The organism is Parviterribacter multiflagellatus, assembly GCF_056863265.1.
The window spans coordinates 139,880-159,360 of sequence record NZ_JBXPIZ010000008.1 but is presented as its reverse complement, the minus strand read 5'-3'; the positions used below and the strand labels follow the sequence as shown (position 1 = coordinate 159,360).

The window sequence follows — 19,481 nt, the reverse complement described above, 5'->3', positions numbered from 1 at the left end:
CGAAACGCCTAAGCCCCGCGGTCGCCCTGCCTCGGGGGCGACGCCGGCCCGGGCGATGCGGACGCCGGGCGGAAGCCCGCGCGCGTCATCGCGCCCCACTCGGTCCGCCCGCGCGCGAAGCGCCACAGCCCGCGGACCCGCCACACCGACGTCAGCTGGCGGTAGCCGAACCCGTCGATCAGTGCCGCCCCGAGCAGCCAGAGCCGATCGCGCGTGCCGCCGTACGCGCGGTACGTCCACTCCTCCAGCGCGATCGCCGTCGCCGTCACCAGCAGGCCGAGGCCGTACGCGACGAGGAGGAACAGGAGCGCGAAGTGGACGTCGACCGCGCCCATCCACAGGCCGGCGACGAGCGCGACCAGGCCGAGCAGCTCGATCACGGGCGCGATCAGCTCGATCGCGAGGAAGTACGGCATGACGACCATCCCGAGCGTCCCGTAGCGCGGGTTGAGCTGCACGCGGCGGTGGCGCGAGAGCACGTCGGCCAGCCCGCGGTGCCATCGGTCGCGCTGGCGGCCGAGCACGCGCAGGTCGCTGGGCACCTCGGTCCACGCGACGGGGTCGGCGATGAAGAGCACGCGCTCGCGCGCCTTGCGCTCGCGCGCGACGCGCCGCATCCGCGCCACCAGCTCCATGTCCTCGCCGACCGTGCCGTGCAGGTAGCCGCCGGCCGCGATCACCGCCTCGCGGCGGAACAGCCCGAACGCGCCGGAGATGATGAGGTTGCCGCCGAGCCGGTTCCACCCGAGCCGCCCGGCCCCGAACGCGCGCAGGTACTCGGCGGCCTGCAGCGCGGGGATCAGGCGCCGCGGTGCACGCGGGCGCACGACCCGGCCGTCCCGGACCTCCGAGCCGTTCACGGCCCGGATCGTCCCGCCGGCCGCGACCACGTCGTCGCCGGCCAGGAACGGGCGGACCATCCGCTGCAGCGCGTCGGGCTCGACGATCGTGTCGGCGTCGATCGCGCAGATCAGCTCCCCGGTCGCGACGTCGAGGCCCGCGTTGAGCGCGTCGGCCTTGCCGCCGTTCTCCTTGTCGACGACGACGAGCGACGGCGTGCGGCGCGAGCGGAAGATGCCGCGGATCGGCGCGGACGCGAGCCGCCGCCGGACCGGCGCGGCGTGGATCGGGCGCAGGTCGAAGTCGTCACAGAGCCGCTGCAGCGTTCCGTCGGGCGACCCGTCGTTGACGACGACGACCTCGAGGTTCGGATAGCGCAGCGTCAGCAGCGACCGCACGCTCTCGCTCACCGTCGCCTCCTCGTTGTACGCGGGCGCGAGGATCGAGATCGTCGGCGCGACGGGGGAGGAGAGCACGCGCCACAGCGGCTCGTGCCACTCCTCCGCGCGGGTGCGCCGCAGCTCCAGCGCGGCCGAGATCAGCAGCGCGAACAGCCAGCCGTTGACGAGCAGGAAGTAGCCGAGGACGAACCAGGCCGACCCGGTCAGGATCGCCTCGACGACCTCCGTCACGGGCCCTCCGCGCCGGGGAGGTCGAGCGTCTGGCGCGCCATGTCGCGCGCGAACCGGTCCTCGTCGCGGGTGGCGCGCTCGAGCAGCATCGCCCCCGCGGGACCCATGCGGCGCAGCGCACGGGCGGACTCGTGGCGCACGTCCCACGCGGGATCGCGCAGCGCGGCGGCCAGGCGCGGGCCGGCGGGCCAGTACTGGAGGCGGCCGAGCGAGCCGGCGGCGGCGCGGCGCACCTCCACGTCGTCGTCGTCGAGCAGCTCCACCAGGGCCGAGCTGTGCTCCTCACCGCCGACCGCCGCGAGCGCGCTGGCGGCCGAGGCGCGGACGGCCGGCTGGGCGTCCTCCACCCGGTCCGCCGCGGCGGCGCCGAGGCGCAGGTCGCCGACGTGCTCGGCCACGAGCAGCGCGAGCCGCACGACCTCGGGATCGCGCGACTTGATCGCCTCGTGCACGGGGCCGATCGCGGCCGGCCCGAGCCGGATGAGCGCGTCGACGACCGCCGCGCGTGAGAGCAGGTTCGGCTCGCCGAGCCGCGCGGCCAGCGCCCGCGCCTCCTCCTCGCCGCCGTGCGCGCCCGCCCACTCGGCGGCCTGCGTGCGGACGACCGGGGCGCGGTCGTCGAGCAGCGGCAGGACGTGCTCGCCGCCGGCGCCGAGGATGGTCAGCAGCCGCGCGCCCTGGAGGCGGCGGCGCCAGCGCCGGCTGCGCGTGCGGCGGACCGCCCACGTGATGAGCCCGGCCCGCTCGGCGACGGCGGTGATCGGCGCGCGGTCGGCGGCTTCCAGCGCGGTCGCGATCTCCACCACGGCGACGATCCGCTCGCGCACCGGCAGCGCCTTGAACGCCTTGACGTCCTCGTCGTCCGCGCGGCGGCGCTCGACCGCCCGGGCCAGCGCGGCCCGCGCCCGGCGGCGGTGGCGGCGCAGGAGCACGTCGTCTGCCGCGACCGCGACGCCGTGCCCGCCGGTGGCCAGGAGCGCGACGAGCAGCAGCCCGCCGAGCACCATCGCCGCGGTCGTGAGCAGCTCGTAGCCGATCATCGGCCGAGGATGCGCCGCACGCGCTGGAGCAGCACCGCGACGCTGAACGGCTTCTGGACGTAGTCGTCGGCGCCGAGCTCCAGCGCCGCGAGCACCTCGCGCTCGGACGCCCGCGCGGTGAGCATCAGCACGCGGGTGGAGGAGAGCACGCCGTCGGCCGCCAGCTGGCGCAGGACGGTGAGGCCGTCGCGGCCGGGGAGGTCCCAGTCGAGCACGATGAGGTCGGTGCGGAGCTGCGGGCGGTGGCCGCCGAGCAGGGTGGCCGCGTCGTTGCCGTCGGAGATCGTCCGGATGCGGTACCCGCGTGTCTCGAGCGCATGCGTGAGCAGGCGCGCCAGCACCTCGTCGTCCTCGACGACCACGACCTCGGCGCGGTCGGTCGGCTGCCCCGGCGTCCAGGGGTGGAGCACGCGGTCGCCGCCCGCCTCGACCGCCGCGCGCCGGGTCGCGGTCGCCGCGGCGACCAGCTCCGCGACCGTCGTGCCGTGCGTCGGGAACTCCGCCAGGCCGGCCGACGCGGTCGCGGCGCCGCCGTCGAGCTCCTGCCGCCGCACCGCCTCGACGACGTCGCCGACGCGGCTGCGGACGTCGTGGGCGCCGGTGCCGAGCATGCCGAGCACGAGCGCGCCGCCCGCCCAGCGGCCCGCGACGTCGGCGGGCCCGGCGGCGCGGCGGATGGCCTCGGCGAGCGCCACGAGCGCGCGGTCGCCCGCGGCGTGGCCGAAGTTGTCGTTGCGCGAGGCGAGGTCGTCGATGCCGAGCACCGCGACCCACAGCGGCTGGCGCAGGCGTTCGGCGGACGCGGCGAGCCGCTCGAGCTGCGCCGTCGCGGGCTCGCGTCGTACCAGGCCGGTGAGCGGGTCGACCTCGCGCAGCCGGCGCAGCAGCCGGACGCGCTCGAGCCGGTTGCGGACGCGCACCGCCAGCTCGGGGACGACGACGGGCTTGGGGACGTAGTCGTCGGCGCCGGCCGCGAACAGAGAGACGATCGTCTGGTGCTCGGCGCGCGCGGTGAGGAAGAGGATCGGGAGCGTGCTCCAGCGCGGGTCGGCGCGCAGCTCCCGGCAGACCGCGATGCCGTCCGCGTCGGGCAGGTCGACGTCGAGGATCAGCAGGTCCGGCTCGTGCGCGGTGAGCAGCGCGGGCAGCTCGGCGGCCTCCGCGCCGGTGACGAGCGTGTGCGCGTCCATCCGCAGCGCGGCGTCGAGCGCGTCGAGCGCCGCCGGGTCGGCCTCCAGCGCGAGGACCGTCCCGGCCGCCTCGCGCCGCGAGCGCTCCAGCGTCAGCAGCTCGTCGAGGATGGCGGCGGGCGGGAGGGTCGCCGGCATGAGGCGCAGCGCGCCGCGGTGCACGGCGTCGACGTGGTCGATCGACATGAGGTCGCCGTCGGGTGGGTCGAGGAGCACGGCGATGGCGGGGGCCGGCTCCAGGGCCGAGATGCGGTCGAGCGTGGCGAGGTCGGCGGGCGTGCGCAGGCGGACGAGCGCGAGCGCCGCGGGCTCGTCAGGCGCGGCGATTCGCCAGCCGCGCTCGGTGATGCCGGCGTCGAGCCGGCCGACCAGCTCCTCGTCGACGTCGACGATCGCGAGCGGGGAGGCGGTCGTCTCGGGCTCGGCGCGCGGGGCGGTGGGGTCGTGCGCCTCGATCGCGCGCCGCAGCAGCAGCACCTCGCCGGCGAGCGCGGGCGCGGCAGCGAGCAGCGGCGGCTCGACGAACGCGGCCTCCAGCGTGCGCGCCGTCGCGCTCGCACCCGCGACGCCGAACGTCCCGAGCACCCCGACGAGCCGGTGCGCCTCCTGCCGCGCGCCCGCGCGCAGCTCCTCGTCGAGCGCGCCGGCCATCACCGCCGCGATCGCGTCCTCCACGACGCCGACCCGCGCGAGCGCCCGCTCGCGCGCGTCCTCCCACAGGTCCGCCAGCATCGGACGGACGTCGGGCCTGCCTCCCGCGCCGCTCATGCGGCTCGGAGGGTAGGTCAGTCGTCGCCCGCGAGGATCCTGATGCCCATCGCGCTCGCGAACGCCCCGGCGTTGTCGACGACGTCCGGCCAGCGCATGGCGGCGCCGCGCAGGTCCGCGACGTTGCGCACACGCGCCAGGTCGCAGCCCACGATGATGGCGCGCGAGAGCTGGACCCGCGCGAAGGACGCGCCGGCCAGGTCGCACCGCTCGAACCGCACGTCGCGCAGCTGGGCGCCGTCGAACGCGACCTCGCGCAGGTCGCAGTCGACGAACGCGACGCGCTCGACGCGGGCGTCGGCGAGCGTCGCGAGGTCGAGCCGGCAGCCTGCGAAGCGGACATCCTGCAGGGAGGTCTCGGGCAGCGACGCGCCGGTCAGCCGGACGTCCTGGGCCTCGACCCGGTGCAGCGCCGTGCCGCGCAGGTCGGCGTTGGCCAGGTCGGCGGTGTGGAGCACGCAGTCGCGCACGTGGGCGTCGCGGAGCTTGGCGCCGGGCAGCGCGGCGGTGACGCGGCTCTCGGCGAGCGTGATCACGCGCGCGTCGATCCCGGGCGCCTGGCCGGAGAGCTGCACGAGCTCGATCCGGGCCTCGTCCTCGAACGGCCCGTCGCCCGCGTCGAGCGGCTCCAGGCGGTCGGGAACGTCGGGCGGGTCGGGGGCGCGGATGGTCAGCGGCTGGGGCATCCCGTCCATCGTGCCGGGCGGCGCGGATGACGTGCCGTCGGCCGCGCCTGGCATGATGCCCGCCGTGCGCGTGTCTGCGAAGGTCGACTACGCCGTCCGAGCGGCGGTCGAGCTCGCGACCGCCGACGCGGGGGTGCTCATCAAGGCCGAGGCGATCTCGCGCGCGCAGGCCATCCCGCGCAAGTTCCTCGACAACATCCTCCAGGGCCTACGCCAGGGCGGGCTGATCGACAGCCGCCGCGGCCCGGAGGGCGGCCACCGGCTCGCCAAGCCGGCCGAGGAGATCACGCTCGCGGACGTCATCCGCGCGATCGACGGGCCGCTGGCCAACGTCGGCGGCATCTCGCCCGACGCGCTCGAGCTGACCGGCTCCGCGCAGCCGCTGCGCGAGGTCTGGGTCGCGGTGCGCGCGAGCCTCCGCGAGGTCCTCGAGGTCGTCACGCTCGCGGACGTCGCGCACAACGAGCTGCCCCCGCACGTCGCGGAGCTGACGAAGCTCCCCGGCGCGTGGGAGCGCCGCTAGAGCGCGGCGAGCAGCCGCTCGAGGTCCGACTCGTCGTTCCACGCGCCGACGGAGGCGCGCAGGTACGGCGTGTCCGGGAGGTTGCGGACCGCGACGCCCGCCTGCGCGAGGCGCTCGGCGGTGGCGGGGGGATCGGCGTCCTCCCACGAGACGAGCGTGGTCGCGCCCCGCGGCGCGACGGTGCGGCCGGCGTCGCGCAGCAGCTCGGCGAGCTGCGTGGCCAGCCCTGCGGCGCGCGCGTGCACGCGCTCCCACCCGAACGCCGCCAGGACGTCATGTGCCGCGAGCGCCGCGGCCGACAGCTCACCCGCCAGCGACGGCGTGTCGTGCCGGCGCGCGCCCGCGTGCAGGCGCCACCCGTCCGGGTCGCCGTACGGGCCGTCGAAGGCCGAGTACGTCGGGCCGATCGGCTGCAACCGCTCCCGCCACGTGGGCGCGACCCACAGCATCCCGGTCCCGACCGGGCCGCAGAGCCACTTCTGGCCGCTGCCTGAGTAGAACGTCACGCCGAGCGCGTCGACGTCGACCGGCACCGCGCCGACGCCCTGCGCGCCGTCCAGCAGCACCGGCACGCCCGCCGCCGCGACCTCGCGCAGCGCGGCCGGCGCCACGTCGCCGCGCACCCACCCGACGTGCGAGCACGCCACGAGCCGCGTCCGCGGCCCGACCGCCTCGGCGACCTGCGCCAGCGGCACGCGCGTGATCGTCACGCCGAGCCGCGCCCGCGCGCCGAGCAGCGGCCCCTCGAGGCCCGGGTGCTCCTCGTCGCTCGTGACGATCTCGTCGCCGCGCTGCAGCCCGAGCCCCGCGACGACGCGGAAGACGCCCTCGCTCGTCGAGGTCGTCAGCGCGACGTCGCCGGCCTCCGCGCCCAGGACGCCCGCGTACGCCGCGCGCTGGCGGTCGTGGAGCGCGAGCGTCCGCTCGTAGTACGGGATGCGCCGGCCCTCGCGCTCGCCGAGCTCGTACAGCTCCTCCTGCGCCCGGCGCGCGTCGGCGGGAAGCGGCCCGCACGTCCCGGCGTTCAGGTACGTGACGCGCTCGAGGACCGGGAAGCGGGAGCGGAGGTCGGCGGGCTCCAAGGCGCGGCGCAGGCTACCTCGCAGGGTTCGAACATGCGTGCGCGCGGTCACACCCTTGGTGCTCCGCATACGATGCTGTGCGCGATGAAGGTCACCCTCCCCGACGGCAAGGAGCTCGAGCTCCAGGACGGCGCGACCGGCCTCGACGCGGCGAACGCGATCGGCCCCGGTCTCGCACGCGCGGCGCTCGCCGTGCAGCAGAACGGCAGCGTCAAGGACCTGTCCGCGCCGCTGACGGAGGGGCCGATCTCCATCATCACGCCGTCCAGCGACGGCGCCCTGGACATCATCCGGCACGACACCGCGCACGTCCTGGCGGCCGCGGTGATGGACCTGTACCCGGGCGTCAAGATCTCCATCGGCCCGGCGATCGACAACGGCTTCTACTACGACTTCGAGTTCCCCGAGGGCGTCACCGTCTCCGACGCGGACTTCGAGCGCATCGAGGCCGAGATGCGCAAGCACGTCAAGGCCGACGAGCCGTTCGTGCGCGAGGACGTGTCCGTCGAGGAGGCGCGCCAGCGGTTCGTCGACGAGGGCCAGAAGTACAAGGTCGAGCTGATCGACGACCTCGTCAAGAACGAAGGCGTCGACACCGTCAGCCTCTACACCAACGGCCCGTTCACCGACCTCTGCCGCGGCCCGCACGCCCCGAGCACCAAGCGCATCAAGGCGTTCAAGCTCCAGTCGATCGCCGGCGCGTACTGGCGCGGCGATGCGAACCGCGAGCAGCTCACCCGCATCTACGGCACCGCGTTCTTCACCAAGGAGGACCTGGAGCAGCACCTCGAGCGGCTGGAGGAGGCGCGCAAGCGCGACCACCGCAAGCTCGGCCGCGAGCTCGGGCTCTTCCAGTTCTCCGAGGTCGCCCAGGGCGCCGCGTTCTGGATGCCGCCCGGCACCGAGGTCTTCAACGGTCTGGTCCAGCTCAGCCGCGACATGTGCGACGCGCACGGCTACACCGAGGTCAAGACCCCGCAGCTCTACGACGCCGAGCTGTGGAAGACCTCCGGCCACTGGTTCAAGTACCGCGACGACATGTTCGTCACCGAGTCCGAGGGCCGCGACCTCGCGCTCAAGCCGATGAACTGCCCGGGCCACTCCCAGCTGTTCAAGATGCAGCAGTGGTCCTACAAGGACCTGCCGGTGCGCTACTCCGAGCCGGGCCTGCTGCACCGCAACGAGATGTCCGGCGCGCTGCACGGCCTGCTGCGCGTCCGCCACTTCGTGCAGGACGACGCGCACATCTTCTGCACCCCCGACCAGGTCCTCGACGAGATCAAGGGCTGCCTGGACATGGCGTTCGAGACCTACAAGCACTTCGGCATCGAGGTCGACCTGGAGCTGTCAACCCGGCCGGAGAACCGCATCGGCTCGGACGAGCAGTGGGACGAGGCCGAGGAGCTGCTCGCCACCGCGCTGCGCGAGAAGGAGCTCTCGTACAAGATCAACGAGGGCGACGGCGCGTTCTACGGCCCGAAGATCGACCTGCACATGACCGACTCGCTCGGCCGCTCATGGCAGCTGGGCACCGTCCAGGTCGACTTCCAGATGCCGGAGCGGTTCGACCTCACCTACACCGGCGCCGACAACGCCGAGCACCGCGTCGTGATGCTCCATCGCGCGCTGTTCGGCTCGTACGAGCGGTTCATCGGCATCCTGCTCGAGGACACCGCCGGCGAGCTGCCGCTGTGGCTCGTCCCGACCCAGGCCGTCGTGCTCCCGATCGCCGACCGCCACAACGAGGCGGCCGCGAAGGTCGTGGCCGAGCTGCGCGCCGCGGGTGTGCGCGCGGACATCGACGAGCGCACCGAGTCGGTCGGCAAGAAGATCCGCGAGGCCGAGCTGCAGAAGGTCCCGTACATGCTCGTCGTGGGCGACCGCGAGGCCGAGCAGGGGACCGTCGCGGTCCGCGAGCACAAGAAGGGCGACACCGGAACCGAACCGGTGTCCGACTTCGCGCAACGCCTGCTGCGCGAAAGCGCCGCACAACGGGCCTGAGCGTTGCTATTCTCACCAGCGCTTGACGACTAACCTCAGCTACAGCTAGTGCCGGTACCGAGAAGGTTCGACCGGCGCCCCCCGGAGCGCGACACCACTCGCATCAACGAGCGGATCCGCGTGCCGGAAGTCCGTCTCATCGATGAGAACGGAGCGCAGCTCGGCGTCATGGAGACGTCGAAGGCCCTGCGGTACGCGCAGGACAAGGACCTCGATCTCGTCGAGGTTGCCCCCGGTGCGCGTCCCCCTGTGACGCGTGTGCTCGACTACTCGAAGTACAAGTACGAGCAGGCGCAGAAGCAGAAGCAGGCGCGCAAGCACCAGACCTCGATCGTCGTGCGGGAGATCAAGTTCCGCCCGAAGATCGCGGACCAGGACTACGAGACGAAGAAGCGCCACGTCGAGCGCTTCCTCCTCCACAAGGACAAGGTCAAGGTCACGATCATGTTCCGCGGGCGCGAGGTCACGCACCCCGAGCGCGGCGAGATGATCCTGAACCGCCTGGCCGAGGACCTGCAGGAGATCGCTCAGGTCGACCAGCGCCCGACGCAGGACGGCCGCAACATGACGATGATGCTCGGCCCCTCGAAGGCCGTGCTCAGCGGCGAGATCGAGCCGCCTGCCGAGGAGGAGACGCCCGAGGAGACCCCGGTCGCCCAGGGCAAGCGTGGCGGGCCGCAGGTCCACCACACCGACAAGTCCGCCCAGCCGCTCGGCTCCCCCGAGCAGCTCGCGGACTAGCACCCGGTTTCACGCGCGGCGTCGCCGGCGGCTGAGCCTCAGCCCCGGCGGCGCTTCGTGAGCCGCTGCAGCTCCTCCGCCGTCGCGCGCTCCACCGCGCGCGTCATCGTCAGCTCGTAGGTCCGCAGCAGGACCTCGCTGGACAGCGGGCGGAGCGTCTCGATCGCGCCGGACACCTCCGACCACCCCTTCAGCGGGAAGCCGTCGGCGGTGAACGGCCGCCACACGTCGTCGAGGAACAGGCGGATGAACTCCTCCGCGACGTCCTCGCACGAGCGCTGGATCTTCGCGATCACCGCGAGCGCGTGGTGGAGCGGGACGCCGAGCTTGACGACCTCCTCGGCCGCATCGAGCAGCGAGGGGGAGGGGGCGAGGAAGCCGTCGCCCTCCGGCGCCAGCAGCCGCAGCCGCATCGCGGTCTCCAGCAGCCGGTCCCACTCGTCCGCGCCGAAGCGCTGCGTCAGCTCCTCGCGCGTGAAGACGCGCGGCTGCTCGGACTCGAACGGCGTCGACGCCGTCTGCACGACGCGCAGCAGCAGACCGGACGGCCCGCGCGCGAGGTTGAGCAGCCGCTTGATGCCGCCGAGGTTGAAGCCCTCGTCCTGCAGCTGGCGGATCAGCTGGACGCGGTCGACGTGCTCGCGGCCGTAGTAGCCGGTGCGGTTGCGGATCTTCGGCGGCTGGAGCAGCCCGCGCGCGCGATGGGAGCGCAGGTTGCGGACGCTCGTGCCCGTCTCGGCCGCCAGCTCCTCGATCGTGAACGGGTACTCGTCGGCCGAACCCTCTTCCAGCTCGTCGATCTCGTCCACGACCGCTGAGGGTACCGACGCACTGTGACGTGCCTCCATCTGGCGTGACACCAAATGGCGTCACGTTGTACGGTGTCACCCATGAGCGCACTTGGGTCGGTCGTTCTCGGGTCGGTGGAAGCGGCGCCCGCCGGCGGCGCCGAGACGAGCCAGATCGTCATCGGGACCGCGGTGATCGGGACGCTGACGGCGGTCTTCGTCGTCCTCGGCCTGCTGCACCGCTCCGGCCGCAGCGCGGTGCTCGACCGCGCCGCCGCGCCGCTGGTGAAGCGGACCGGCCTGCCCGCGTGGGCTGTGCTCCCGCCGGTCGTGTCGCTGATCGGCTTCCTCGCCGCGGGCCCGGGCTTCGTCTGGGACGTCGCGCTGCACATCGACCAGGGTCGCGACGCCGGGCCGTTCGCCAACCCGTCCCACTACGGGCTCATCGTCGGGACGTTCTCCTTCTTCACCGCCGGCTGGCTGGCGATCTGCATGCCGCGCGGGCGCGAGGCCGGGCCGGCCGCGATCAAGCTCGCGCGCGGCTGGTACGCACCCGCGGCGGGCGTCGCGATGCTCGCGGCGGGCTCGTTCTCGCTGCTCGGCTTCCCGCTCGACGACGTCTGGCACAACCTCTTCGGCCAGGACGTGACGCTGTGGGGCCCGACTCACCTGATGATGATCACGGGCGGCCTGCTGCACTTCGTCGCCGCCGCGCTGCTCGTGCGCGAGGGCCGGCTGGCCGTCCGCGGGGAGCAGGGCGAGCGCGGCACCCGCGCGATCCGCCGCCCCGGCCTTGTGCACACCGGCTCGGTGCTGCTGTGCGGCCTGACGATCGCCTTCCAGCAGGAGTTCGGATACGGCGTCCCGCAGTTCTCGCTGATGTTCCAGCCGATGCTGATCGCGCTGTCGGCGGCGCTCGTGCTCGTGCCGGTGCGCATCATCGGCGGGCGCGGGATGGCGCTGGTCACGGCGTTCTGGGCGATCGTGATCCAGGGCGTGCTGACGCTGATCGTCGTCGGGCTGGGGGAGAGCACGCTCCACTTCCCGCTCTACGCGGCCGAAGCGGTGCTCGTCGAGCTCGCGGCGCTGGCGTTCGCGGCCAAGCGGCCGTACGTCTTCGGCGCGGTGTCCGGCGTGCTGCTCGGCACGGTCGGCGTGCTCGCCGAGTACGGCTGGTCCCACGTGTGGATGCCGCTCGCGTGGCCCGCGCACGTGCTGCCAGAGGCGCTCGCGCTCTCGACCGCCGTCGCGGTGATCGGCGGCCTGGTCGGCGCGTTCGTCGCGCTGACGGCGCGGGCCGGCGCGCGGCGGTTCGACGCGCCGCCGACCCGCGCGTGGGTCGGCGCGACCGCGGCGATGATCGTCGCGCTGGCGGTGCTGGCGACCGAGCTGCCGACGACCGCCCCGGACGCGCGCGCGACGGTGCAGCTGACGGACGCGCCGGGTGAGGGCGACGGCCGCTCGGCCCACGCGACGGTGCGGTTCTCCCCGGCCGACGCGGTGGAGGAGGCCGACTGGCTCTATGCGATGGCGTGGCAGGGCGGCGAGCACCGGCGCGTCGTGCAGCCGCTCGAGCGGGTGAGCGAGGGCGTCTACCGCACCACCGAGCCGCTGCCGGTCGACGGGTCGTGGAAGACGCTCATCCGCTACCACCGCGGCCCGGAGATGGCCTCGCTGCCGGTCTACCTGCCCGAGGACGCGGCGATCCCCGCGCCGCTGGTGCCGGCGCCGCCGCAGTTCACGCGCACGCTCGTGAAGGACTCCAAGCTGCTGCAGCGCGAGCGCAAGAGCGCGACCGACGGGCCGCTCTGGCGCGCGGCGTCGGCGGCGGTCGCGGGGTCGGTCGTGACGCTGCTGGCCTTCATCTTCTGGACGCTCTCGCGGCTGGCCGCGGCGTCGACCGCCGGCCCACCGCCACGGCGCGTCCACGAGGCCGGCGCGCGCGTCCCCGAGGCGGTGACGGCGTGAGCGGGCAGGCGCAGGACGTCCGCGTCGCGATCGTCGGCGCCGGGTTCGCCGGCGTCGGGATGGCGATCCGCCTCCGCCAGGCCGGCGAGCACGACTTCGTGGTGCTCGAGCGCCGCGCCGACGTCGGCGGCACGTGGCACGCGAACACGTACCCCGGCTGCGCGTGCGACATCCCGGCGCACCTGTACTCGTTCTCGTTCGCGCCCAACCCGGACTGGTCGCGCTGGTACGCGCGCCAGCCGGAGATCGAGGCCTACCTGCGGCGCGTCGTCGACGAGCACGGCGTGCGGCCGCACATCCGGTTCGGGGTGGACGTCACGGACGCGGCGTGGAGCGACACCGAGCAGCGCTGGACGGTGACCTGCTCCGACGGGTCGGTCGTGCGGGCGCAGGTGCTCGTCGCCGCGGCCGGGCCGCTGAGCACGCCACAGGTCCCGTCGCTGCCCGGGCTCGACGACTTCCCCGGGGTGCGGTTCCACACCGCCGAGTGGGACCACGAGGCCGACCTGCGCGGCAAGCGCGTCGCGGTGATCGGCACGGGCGCGTCGGCGATCCAGGCCATCCCGCACCTGCAGGGGATCGCGGGGGAGCTGAGCGTCTTCCAGCGCACGCCGCCGTGGGTGCTCCCGCAGGCCGACCGGCGCACGACACGGGCCGAGCGCGCGCTCTTCCGGCGCGTGCCGGCGGCGCAGAAGGTCGTGCGCGGGGTGACGTACGGCGTGCAGGAGGTGTTCGGCACCGGCCTGAACCACCCCCGGCTGCTCGAGCCGATCCAGAAGGTGGCCGAGCGATGGCTGGCGTCGCAGGTGCGCGACCCCGAGCTGCGCCGCGTGCTCACGCCGTCGTACCGCGTCGGGTGCAAGCGGACGCTGGTGTCGAACTCGTACTACCGGGCGCTGACGCAGCCGAACGTGCGCGTCGTGCCGGAGGGCGTCGTGGGGGTCGAGGGATCGTCGCTCGTCGGCGCCGGTGGGACACGGGTGGAGGTCGACGCGATCGTCCTCGGCACCGGGTTCCACGTCACCGACCCGCCCGTCGCGCGCGTGGTGAGCGGCCGCGACGGGCGGCGCCTCTCCGACGTGTGGGCGGCCGAGGGCATGCAGGCGCACCGCGGGACGACGGTCAGCGGGTTCCCCAACCTGTTCTTCCTCGTCGGCCCCAACACCGGGCTGGGCCACAACTCGATCGTCTACATGATCGAGTCGCAGCTGGAGTACGTGATGCAGGCGCTCGACGTGCTGCGGCGCTCGGGCTCCGGCGCGCTCGACGTGCGGCGCGAGGCGCAGGACGCGTTCAACGCGGAGGTGCAGCGCGCGCTGGAGGGGACGGTGTGGAACGCGGGCGGCTGCGCGAGCTGGTACCTGGACGCGTACGGGAAGAACCGCACGCTGTGGCCGGGGCCGACCTGGCGCTTCCGGCGTGAGCTGGCGACGTTCGACGCGGGGAGCTACGTGCTCGATCCCGCCGTTTCGCGCGCGCCCGATCCGGAGACGGTGGCCGCGTGAGCGTCGACGTCCTGCTGCCGCTGGCTCACGCCGGCCACTGGCTGTTCGCCCTCCCGCCGCTGACGGTGTTCGGGGGCCTCGTCGCGATGGTGCTGATCGAGCGGCGGCGGGACGATGGGGAGGAGGCGTCGCCCCAGCGGGGCGACACTCCGTCGGAGGTGGAGCTGTGAGCGAGCTCGACACGCTCCTCCGCGGGGCCGCGCCGCCCGCCGCCGTGCGCGACCTCGCTCCCGCCGACGCGGACGCGCTCGCCGCGCTGGTCCGCGCCGAGCACGCGCGGCGCGACGCCGAGGGGTTGGAGACGCTGGACGCGGCGCTCGGCGCGCTCCCGTGGCCGGTGCGCAAGGCCGTCGGCAAGGCATTCGGCCGGTGAGGGCGACACATCTGGGCCGGCTCGCCGCGCTGCTCGCGGTGGAGCCGTCGGCGCTGCCCGCCGGCGTCCATGCGCTCGGCGAGGACGCGCTGCTCGAGCTGACCGACCACGTCTCCGACGCGCTGCACCGGCGGGACCGCAAGCGGCTGGAGCCGATCGTCAACCTCGTCGACCGCCTCCCGGCGCAGCTCGTCGCGAAGGTCGCACAGGAGCGGATGTCCACGCGGTTCGTCGCGCGCCTGGCGGGCCACCTGCCGCCGGACGCGGGCTCGGCGGTGATCGCGCGGCTCGACCCGGCGTATCTCGCCGAGGTCGCCGAGTGGGCGGAGCTGCCGCGCTGCGCGGCCCTGCTCGGCGCGATCCCGCCGCCGCTGGTCGCTCGCGCGGCGGCCGAGCTCGCGGTCCGCGGGCGCTACAGCTCGATGGCCCGCATCGCCGAGCACCTCCCCGACGCGTCGCTCTCGGTCGCCTTCGAGTCCCTGTCGGACGACGCGATCGTCGCGACCGTCGACCGCGGCCGCCCGGAGGCCGGCCCACGCGCCCTGTCGCTCCTGCCGCCCGACCGCGCCGCGACGCTCGCCGGCCGCCTCACCGCCGCGCGCGCCGCCTGACGCACCCCGGGGGCACGCTTCGCCGCGCGCCGCCACGCCTCGCCGCGCGCCGCGGGTGTCGGTCGTGGCGGCTGAGGGGGCGTGCGTCGGCGGCGGGACCCCGACAACCCTCCCACCGTCCGGCCCGACACCAGCGCTGGGAGAGAAACCCGTGCTCTACGCAGGTAACCCTCCCACCGGCCGCTGAGCCGCGACGTTGGGAGGGTCAGCGGGGCGGCGCGAAGGACCACCGCCGTCGCCTGCCCGCCGTCCAACCCGCCCCCGCCGCGTCTCGCCCGCGCGCGTCTCGCCGCGGCGCGCGCGAACTTCGGGGTTCGGGTTGGGGGCCGGTCCCGATGTCGAGGTGCGGTGGGACGGAGAGGGTCGGGGCATGTTCAAGCACGCCCTCGCCGCCACCGCCGTCGCCGCGCTCCTCGTCCCCGTCGCCGCGCCCGCCGTTCCCGCCGCGCCGCTCGCCGCCGCCTCGCACGCCAAGGGGAAGAAGAAGCCGCGCCAGGTCAAGCTCCGCCTCGCCGCCGCCGCGGACCCGCTCGCGCCCGCCGGGTTCACCCCGAAGGTCATCCTGCAGGTCACGAACCCGATCAAGGGGGCCAAGTACCGGCTGATGGCCGAGCAGGTCCGGGGCCAGCCGAAGTACGCGCAGGGCAACGACCACACGCCGCAGTGCACGCCGGTCGTCGGCAGCACGACGCCGGTCCGCGCGCTCAGCAGCGGGCCGCTGGCGCTCGGGCGGTTCCCGTTCGACATCGCCGAGGCGAACGACGGCTACGAGGTGATCGGCGGCCAGCCGTGCACCGGGGTCTACGAGGGGACGCTGGAGGAGATCGGCGGCCGCACGCGCAGCGTCGACTTCGTCCTGACGATCCCCCAGATGGAGATCGACGTCACCCGCCAGCTGGGGTGAGCGCAACGAACGGGCACGTGTGGTGTTCTGCGGGGCGACCCATGGAACGCCGCCGTGCCACGTCTGCCGCGCTCGCGGCCCTCGCCGCGCTCGCCGCCGCCGCACCCGCGGCCGACGCCTCCACCGCCGGGGTGCAGGCCACGACGCTCACCGTCACCGGCTCGTCCGGGGAGCGCAACCGCCTCGCGGTCTCGCGCACCGGCAGCGAGCTGCGCATCACCGACGGCGGCGCGACGATCCGCGCGGGCGCCGGTTGCACGCTCTCCGGCCGCACCGTCCGCTGCGCCGCGGCGGGCGTGAGCGAGATCGTGCTCGACGCCGGCGACCGCGACGACCGCATCAGCATCGCGCGCCCGGTCGGCCTGCGCACGCGGCTGCGTGGCGGGAGCGGCAACGACGTGCTGTCCGGCGGCGGCGGGCCCGACGAGCTCGACGGCGGCGCCGGCCGCGACGTCGTCACCTACGAGGCGCGCACCGAGCCGCTCGCGATCACGATCGCCGACGGCGCCAACGACGGCGCGGCGGGGGAGGGCGACGACGTCCTCGCCGTCGAGCAGCTCGTCGGCGGCGCCGGCGCGGACGTGCTCACCGGCAGCGGCGCGGGGGAGCGGATCGAGGGCCGCGCGGGCAACGACCGCATCGACGGCCGCGGCGGCGGCGACGTGCTCGCCGGCGGGCTCGACGACGACACGCTGCTCGGCGGCGACGGCGACGACGTCTTCGCCGCCGCGTCGAGCCGCGACGGCGCCGACACGATGAGCGGCGGCAGCGGCGGTGACCGGGCCGACTACTCCGCGCGCGGCGTCCACGGCGTGGTCGCCGACCCCGACGGCCTCCCCGACGACGGCGAGCGCCCCGGTGGGCAGCTGAGCGCGGTCGGCCCGGTGCCGTCGATCGCGGCGCTCGCAGCACCGGAGAGCGACAACCTGATGCCCGACGTCGAGCACGTCCGCGGCACGAACGGCGACGACGTCCTGGCGGCAGGGCAGAACGCCGGGCGGCTCGACGGCCTGCGCGGCACCGACGTGCTGCGCGGCGGGCCTGGGCGCGACCGGCTCGACGGCGGCCAGGGCTTCGACCGGCTCCTCGCGCGCGACCGCACGCTCGACACCGTCATCTGCGGGAGCGAGGGGGATCGCGCGTTCGTCGACGGCAGCGACCGCCCAGGCGCCGACTGCGAGTCCAAGCTGACGAGCTTCGCGGTGACGCTCGCGCCGGTCCGCCGCACGGCGCAGGACGGCACGCTTCCCGTGCGCGTGAGCTGCCCGCCGCAGGCCGCCGTGCGCTGCGTCGGCGCCGTCCGCGTCGTCACGTTCCGCCGCCTCCGGACGCCCGGCGGCCGGCTGCGCTTCGCGACGCTTGGCGCCGCCCGCTTCAACGTCCCGGCGGGCACGGCGCTCGACGTCCCGGTGCGGCTCACCGAGTCCGGCCGGGCGACGCTCGGGCGGCTCGGCGGCGCGACGCGCGTGCGGCTCGCCGCGCGCGGGCGCGACGAGGCCGGCCAGGCCCGGCCGGCGGCGACGCGGTTCGTCCTGCGCAACGGCTGAGACGCAGCCAGGGTCGTACTGTCGGGCGGCGATGCCCGCTCCCTCCCCGCGCGACACGTTCATCACGATCTACGGCCGCAAGCCGGTGCTGGAGGCGCTGGCCGACCCGGGCGTGACGATCGACAAGGTGCTGCTGGCGACCACCGCGCGCGAGGCGTCGGCGCAGGCGATCCTCGACGCCGCGGCCGAGCGGGGGGTGCGGCTGGAGCGGCTCCCGCCCGAGCGCATCACGCGCATCTCGCGCAACGGCCGCCACGACCAGGGCGTCGTCGCGGACGTCGTGGCGCCCGCGATGCGCACGCTCCCCGACTACCTCGCGGACCTCGACGCCGGCGCGCGCGCGAGCGTGTTCGTGCTCGACGGCGTCACCAACCCGGCCAACGTCGGCATGACGCTGCGCACCGCGACAGCGGCGGGGCTGAGCGGCGTGGTGCTCCCGCGGCAGGGCGTGCCGGAGGTCGGGCCGCTCGTCATCAAGGCGTCCGCGGGCGTCGCGTACCGCGCGTCGATCCTCCGCGCGCCGACCGTCGTGGACGCGCTGACGCTGCTCGGCGAGGCCGGCTTCATGATCTTCGGGCTCGCGGGGGAGCAGGGCGAGCCGTACTTCGACGTCGAGGTCCCCGAGCGCGCGGCGTTCGTCCTCGGCGGCGAGACCTACGGCGTCTCGCCCGAGGCCGCGCAGTGGGTCCACCAGTGGCTGCACATCCCGATGGCGGGCGGCGTGGAGTCGCTCAACGTGGCGACGGCGTCCGCGGCGCTGGCGTTCGAGCTGGTTCGTCGCGCGCACGCAGGGTGAAACCCGCGCCGGATCCCGATGACGACCCCGCTACACTGGCCCATCCGTATGCCGAAGGTCAAGACGCACAGCGGAGCCAAGAAGCGGTTCAAGCTCACGGCGAAGGGCAAGGTCAAGGCGCGTCACGCGATGACCAGCCACATCCTGGGCAAGAAGTCGGCGAAGCGCAAGCGTCGACTCGGCCACGATTCCGTTCTGGTTCCCCACGACGCCGAGCGCGTCAAGAAGCTGCTGAACAAGGGCGTGAAGTAGTCCGATGACTCGTGTCAAGCGATCCGTCCACGCCAAGAAGAAGCGCCGCGAGACGCTCGAGCGCGCCAAGGGCTTCCGTGGCGACGCCAACTCGCACTACAAGAAGGCGAAGGAGGCCGTCCTCAAGGCCGACTCCTACGCGTACCGCGACCGCCGCAACCGCAAGCGCGACTTCCGCCGCCTGTGGATCACGCGCATCAACGCGGCCGCGCGCCTCAACGGCATGAGCTACTCGCAGTTCATCCACGGGGTCCAGGCCGCCGGCATCGAGCTGGACCGCAAGGTCCTCGCCGACATCGCCGTGCGCGACCCGGAGACGTTCGCCGGCATCGCCGAGGCCGCCAAGGCCGCGAACGAGCAGGCCAAGGCCGCCGCGTAGGGCGCCGCCTGCATCGAAGCTTGAGGAAGGGCGTCCCGCGGGGCGCCCTTCGTCGTTCATGATCACCTCGCCGCAGAACGAGAAGCTCAAGACGGTCCGCAGGCTCGCGCGGGCGCCGGAGAAGGCGCGCGACGTGGCCGGCGAAGGCCGCGCGCCGCGGTTCGCGGCGGAAGGCGAGGACCTCGTCGCCGCCGCGCGCGCCGCGGGGTGGGAGGCCGAGGACGTGCTCGTCGCCGCCGGCAGCGGGCTGGACGGCATCGAGGTCGAGCCGGAGCTCCTCGCGAAGGCCTCCGGGCTGGGAAGCGGGACGCGGGTCGTCGGCATCTACGCGCAGTGCTGGGCCGAGCAGCCCGCCGGCCCGCTGTGCGTCGCGCTCTTCGGGGTCGCCGACCCGGGCAACGTCGGCACGATCCTCCGCGGCGCGCTCGCGTTCGGCGCCGCGAGCGTCGCGCTCGGCCCCGGTTGCGCCGACCCGTTCGGCCCGAAGGCCGTCCGCGCCAGCATGGGCGCGATCTTCCACGTGCCGGTGTGCCGGGTGGAGGGTGTGGAGGACCTGCCGCGCCCGACCATCGCCCTGGCCGCGCGGGAGGGGGAGGCGCTGCGGGACGTGGGCGACGCGGCCGCCGGCACGATCCTCGTCGGCGCCGAGCGCGACGGGCTGCCCACCGCGGTGAAGGGCGCGGCCGACGTGGTGGCGCACATCCCGATCGCCGGCGCCAGCGAGAGCCTGAACGCCGCGATGGCGGCCACCGTCGCGCTGTACGAGATCTCCCGGAGATAGCGGCAACCCCCGCCGTGCGCTACAACTCCATGGAGAACCGTGCCGACCCGTCCCTTCCGATTCCGCCGATTCAC

The 19,481-nt window shown here is 74.6% G+C and carries 20 protein-coding genes; 14 read left to right on the top strand and 6 right to left on the bottom strand.

Annotated elements, in window-relative coordinates; translation table 11 throughout:
- Positions 1-8: 8 nt before the first annotated feature.
- Genes AC1UE5_RS18020 through AC1UE5_RS18005 form a run of 4 tightly spaced genes read right to left on the bottom strand, consistent with a single transcriptional unit; the run spans position 9 to position 5,156 of the window.
- Positions 9-1,472 (bottom strand): glycosyltransferase family 2 protein, encoded by a 1,464-nt coding sequence (locus AC1UE5_RS18020; RefSeq protein WP_482926040.1) that lies wholly within the window; start codon positions 1,470-1,472, stop codon positions 9-11.
- Positions 1,469-2,512 carry a HEAT repeat domain-containing protein gene (locus AC1UE5_RS18015; protein WP_482926038.1) on the bottom strand — a complete coding sequence of 348 codons (1,044 nt, stop codon included), beginning with the start codon at positions 2,510-2,512 and terminating at the stop codon, positions 1,469-1,471. Before AC1UE5_RS18015 ends, AC1UE5_RS18020 begins: the two co-directional genes overlap by 4 nt.
- A complete protein-coding gene (locus AC1UE5_RS18010; protein WP_482926036.1) occupies positions 2,509-4,470 on the bottom strand; it encodes a GGDEF domain-containing response regulator in 1,962 nt (653 codons plus the stop codon). Before AC1UE5_RS18010 ends, AC1UE5_RS18015 begins: the two co-directional genes overlap by 4 nt.
- Before the next feature lie 17 nt (positions 4,471-4,487).
- The gene (locus AC1UE5_RS18005) at positions 4,488-5,156 is read right to left on the bottom strand and encodes a pentapeptide repeat-containing protein (RefSeq protein WP_482926034.1); all 669 of its coding nucleotides are present in this window, start codon (positions 5,154-5,156) and stop codon (positions 4,488-4,490) included.
- Between the two features lie 64 nt (positions 5,157-5,220).
- On the opposite strand from AC1UE5_RS18005, the gene AC1UE5_RS18000 reads away from it, so the two are divergent.
- Entirely contained in the window at positions 5,221-5,679 is a 459-nt protein-coding gene (locus AC1UE5_RS18000; RefSeq protein ID WP_482926032.1) for an RrF2 family transcriptional regulator, read from the top strand.
- On the opposite strand, the gene AC1UE5_RS17995 is transcribed toward AC1UE5_RS18000, so the two are convergent.
- Positions 5,676-6,761 carry an aminotransferase class V-fold PLP-dependent enzyme gene (locus AC1UE5_RS17995; RefSeq protein WP_482926030.1) on the bottom strand — a complete coding sequence of 362 codons (1,086 nt, stop codon included), beginning with the start codon at positions 6,759-6,761 and terminating at the stop codon, positions 5,676-5,678. The genes AC1UE5_RS18000 and AC1UE5_RS17995 overlap by 4 nt on opposite strands.
- Positions 6,762-6,845: 84 nt before the next feature.
- Between AC1UE5_RS17995 and thrS the strand changes: the two genes are divergently transcribed.
- Positions 6,846-8,762 (top strand): threonine--tRNA ligase, encoded by a 1,917-nt coding sequence (thrS, locus tag AC1UE5_RS17990; RefSeq protein WP_482926028.1) that lies wholly within the window; start codon positions 6,846-6,848, stop codon positions 8,760-8,762.
- Between the two features lie 48 nt (positions 8,763-8,810).
- The gene (infC, locus tag AC1UE5_RS17985) at positions 8,811-9,503 is read left to right on the top strand and encodes a translation initiation factor IF-3 (protein ID WP_482926026.1); all 693 of its coding nucleotides are present in this window, start codon (positions 8,811-8,813) and stop codon (positions 9,501-9,503) included.
- Positions 9,504-9,541: 38 nt separating this feature from the next.
- Here infC and AC1UE5_RS17980 read toward each other — a convergent pair whose 3' ends face one another.
- A complete protein-coding gene (locus AC1UE5_RS17980; protein WP_482926024.1) occupies positions 9,542-10,312 on the bottom strand; it encodes a MerR family transcriptional regulator in 771 nt (256 codons plus the stop codon).
- Between the two features lie 81 nt (positions 10,313-10,393).
- Here AC1UE5_RS17980 and AC1UE5_RS17975 point away from each other — a divergent pair, with 81 nt between their 5' ends.
- The 11 genes from AC1UE5_RS17975 to AC1UE5_RS17925 all read left to right on the top strand — a co-directional run bounded on the left by AC1UE5_RS17975 (position 10,394) and on the right by AC1UE5_RS17925 (position 19,407).
- Positions 10,394-12,259 (top strand): hypothetical protein, encoded by a 1,866-nt coding sequence (locus AC1UE5_RS17975; protein WP_482926023.1) that lies wholly within the window; start codon positions 10,394-10,396, stop codon positions 12,257-12,259.
- Positions 12,256-13,764, top strand: a complete 1,509-nt coding sequence (locus AC1UE5_RS17970) for a flavin-containing monooxygenase (protein WP_482926021.1) — start codon at positions 12,256-12,258, stop codon at positions 13,762-13,764. The genes AC1UE5_RS17975 and AC1UE5_RS17970 overlap by 4 nt, the downstream gene beginning before the upstream one ends.
- Positions 13,761-13,934 carry a hypothetical protein gene (locus AC1UE5_RS17965; RefSeq protein ID WP_482926019.1) on the top strand — a complete coding sequence of 58 codons (174 nt, stop codon included), beginning with the start codon at positions 13,761-13,763 and terminating at the stop codon, positions 13,932-13,934. Before AC1UE5_RS17970 ends, AC1UE5_RS17965 begins: the two co-directional genes overlap by 4 nt.
- Positions 13,931-14,137: a hypothetical protein gene (locus AC1UE5_RS17960; protein WP_482926017.1), complete on the top strand. Its 207-nt coding sequence runs from the start codon at positions 13,931-13,933 to the stop codon at positions 14,135-14,137. The genes AC1UE5_RS17965 and AC1UE5_RS17960 overlap by 4 nt, the downstream gene beginning before the upstream one ends.
- Positions 14,134-14,748, top strand: coding sequence for a hypothetical protein (locus AC1UE5_RS17955; protein ID WP_482926015.1), 615 nt, complete (start codon positions 14,134-14,136; stop codon positions 14,746-14,748). Before AC1UE5_RS17960 ends, AC1UE5_RS17955 begins: the two co-directional genes overlap by 4 nt.
- A 370-nt stretch (positions 14,749-15,118) precedes the next feature.
- Positions 15,119-15,652, top strand: coding sequence for a hypothetical protein (locus AC1UE5_RS17950; protein ID WP_482926013.1), 534 nt, complete (start codon positions 15,119-15,121; stop codon positions 15,650-15,652).
- Between the two features lie 41 nt (positions 15,653-15,693).
- Entirely contained in the window at positions 15,694-17,199 is a 1,506-nt protein-coding gene (locus tag AC1UE5_RS17945) for a calcium-binding protein (protein WP_482926011.1), read from the top strand.
- A 31-nt stretch (positions 17,200-17,230) separates the two neighbouring features.
- Positions 17,231-17,995 (top strand): TrmH family RNA methyltransferase, encoded by a 765-nt coding sequence (locus AC1UE5_RS17940; protein WP_482926009.1) that lies wholly within the window; start codon positions 17,231-17,233, stop codon positions 17,993-17,995.
- A 48-nt stretch (positions 17,996-18,043) separates the two neighbouring features.
- On the top strand, positions 18,044-18,247 hold the full coding sequence (gene rpmI, locus AC1UE5_RS17935) for a 50S ribosomal protein L35 (RefSeq protein ID WP_482926007.1): 204 nt from the start codon (positions 18,044-18,046) through the stop codon (positions 18,245-18,247).
- A gap of 4 nt (positions 18,248-18,251) precedes the next feature.
- Positions 18,252-18,626 (top strand): 50S ribosomal protein L20, encoded by a 375-nt coding sequence (rplT, locus tag AC1UE5_RS17930; RefSeq protein WP_482926005.1) that lies wholly within the window; start codon positions 18,252-18,254, stop codon positions 18,624-18,626.
- A 58-nt stretch (positions 18,627-18,684) separates the two neighbouring features.
- Positions 18,685-19,407 carry a TrmH family RNA methyltransferase gene (locus tag AC1UE5_RS17925; RefSeq protein WP_482926003.1) on the top strand — a complete coding sequence of 241 codons (723 nt, stop codon included), beginning with the start codon at positions 18,685-18,687 and terminating at the stop codon, positions 19,405-19,407.
- Positions 19,408-19,481: the final 74 nt, after the last annotated feature.

Bases quoted from the DNA above. Each gene is read 5' to 3' on its own strand.
- AC1UE5_RS18015 (WP_482926038.1), bottom strand. From the start codon at position 2,512: ATGATCGGCTACGAGCTGCTCACGACCGCGGCGATGGTGCTCGGCGGG.
- AC1UE5_RS18010 (WP_482926036.1), bottom strand. From the start codon at position 4,470: ATGAGCGGCGCGGGAGGCAGGCCCGACGTCCGTCCGATGCTGGCGGAC.
- AC1UE5_RS18005 (WP_482926034.1), bottom strand. From the start codon at position 5,156: ATGCCCCAGCCGCTGACCATCCGCGCCCCCGACCCGCCCGACGTTCCC.
- thrS (WP_482926028.1), top strand. From the start codon at position 6,846: ATGAAGGTCACCCTCCCCGACGGCAAGGAGCTCGAGCTCCAGGACGGC.
- AC1UE5_RS17975 (WP_482926023.1), top strand. From the start codon at position 10,394: ATGAGCGCACTTGGGTCGGTCGTTCTCGGGTCGGTGGAAGCGGCGCCC.
- AC1UE5_RS17950 (WP_482926013.1), top strand. From the start codon at position 15,119: ATGTTCAAGCACGCCCTCGCCGCCACCGCCGTCGCCGCGCTCCTCGTC.
- AC1UE5_RS17945 (WP_482926011.1), top strand. From the start codon at position 15,694: ATGGAACGCCGCCGTGCCACGTCTGCCGCGCTCGCGGCCCTCGCCGCG.
- AC1UE5_RS17940 (WP_482926009.1), top strand. From the start codon at position 17,231: ATGCCCGCTCCCTCCCCGCGCGACACGTTCATCACGATCTACGGCCGC.
- rpmI (WP_482926007.1), top strand. From the start codon at position 18,044: ATGCCGAAGGTCAAGACGCACAGCGGAGCCAAGAAGCGGTTCAAGCTC.
- rplT (WP_482926005.1), top strand. From the start codon at position 18,252: ATGACTCGTGTCAAGCGATCCGTCCACGCCAAGAAGAAGCGCCGCGAG.
- AC1UE5_RS17925 (WP_482926003.1), top strand. From the start codon at position 18,685: ATGATCACCTCGCCGCAGAACGAGAAGCTCAAGACGGTCCGCAGGCTC.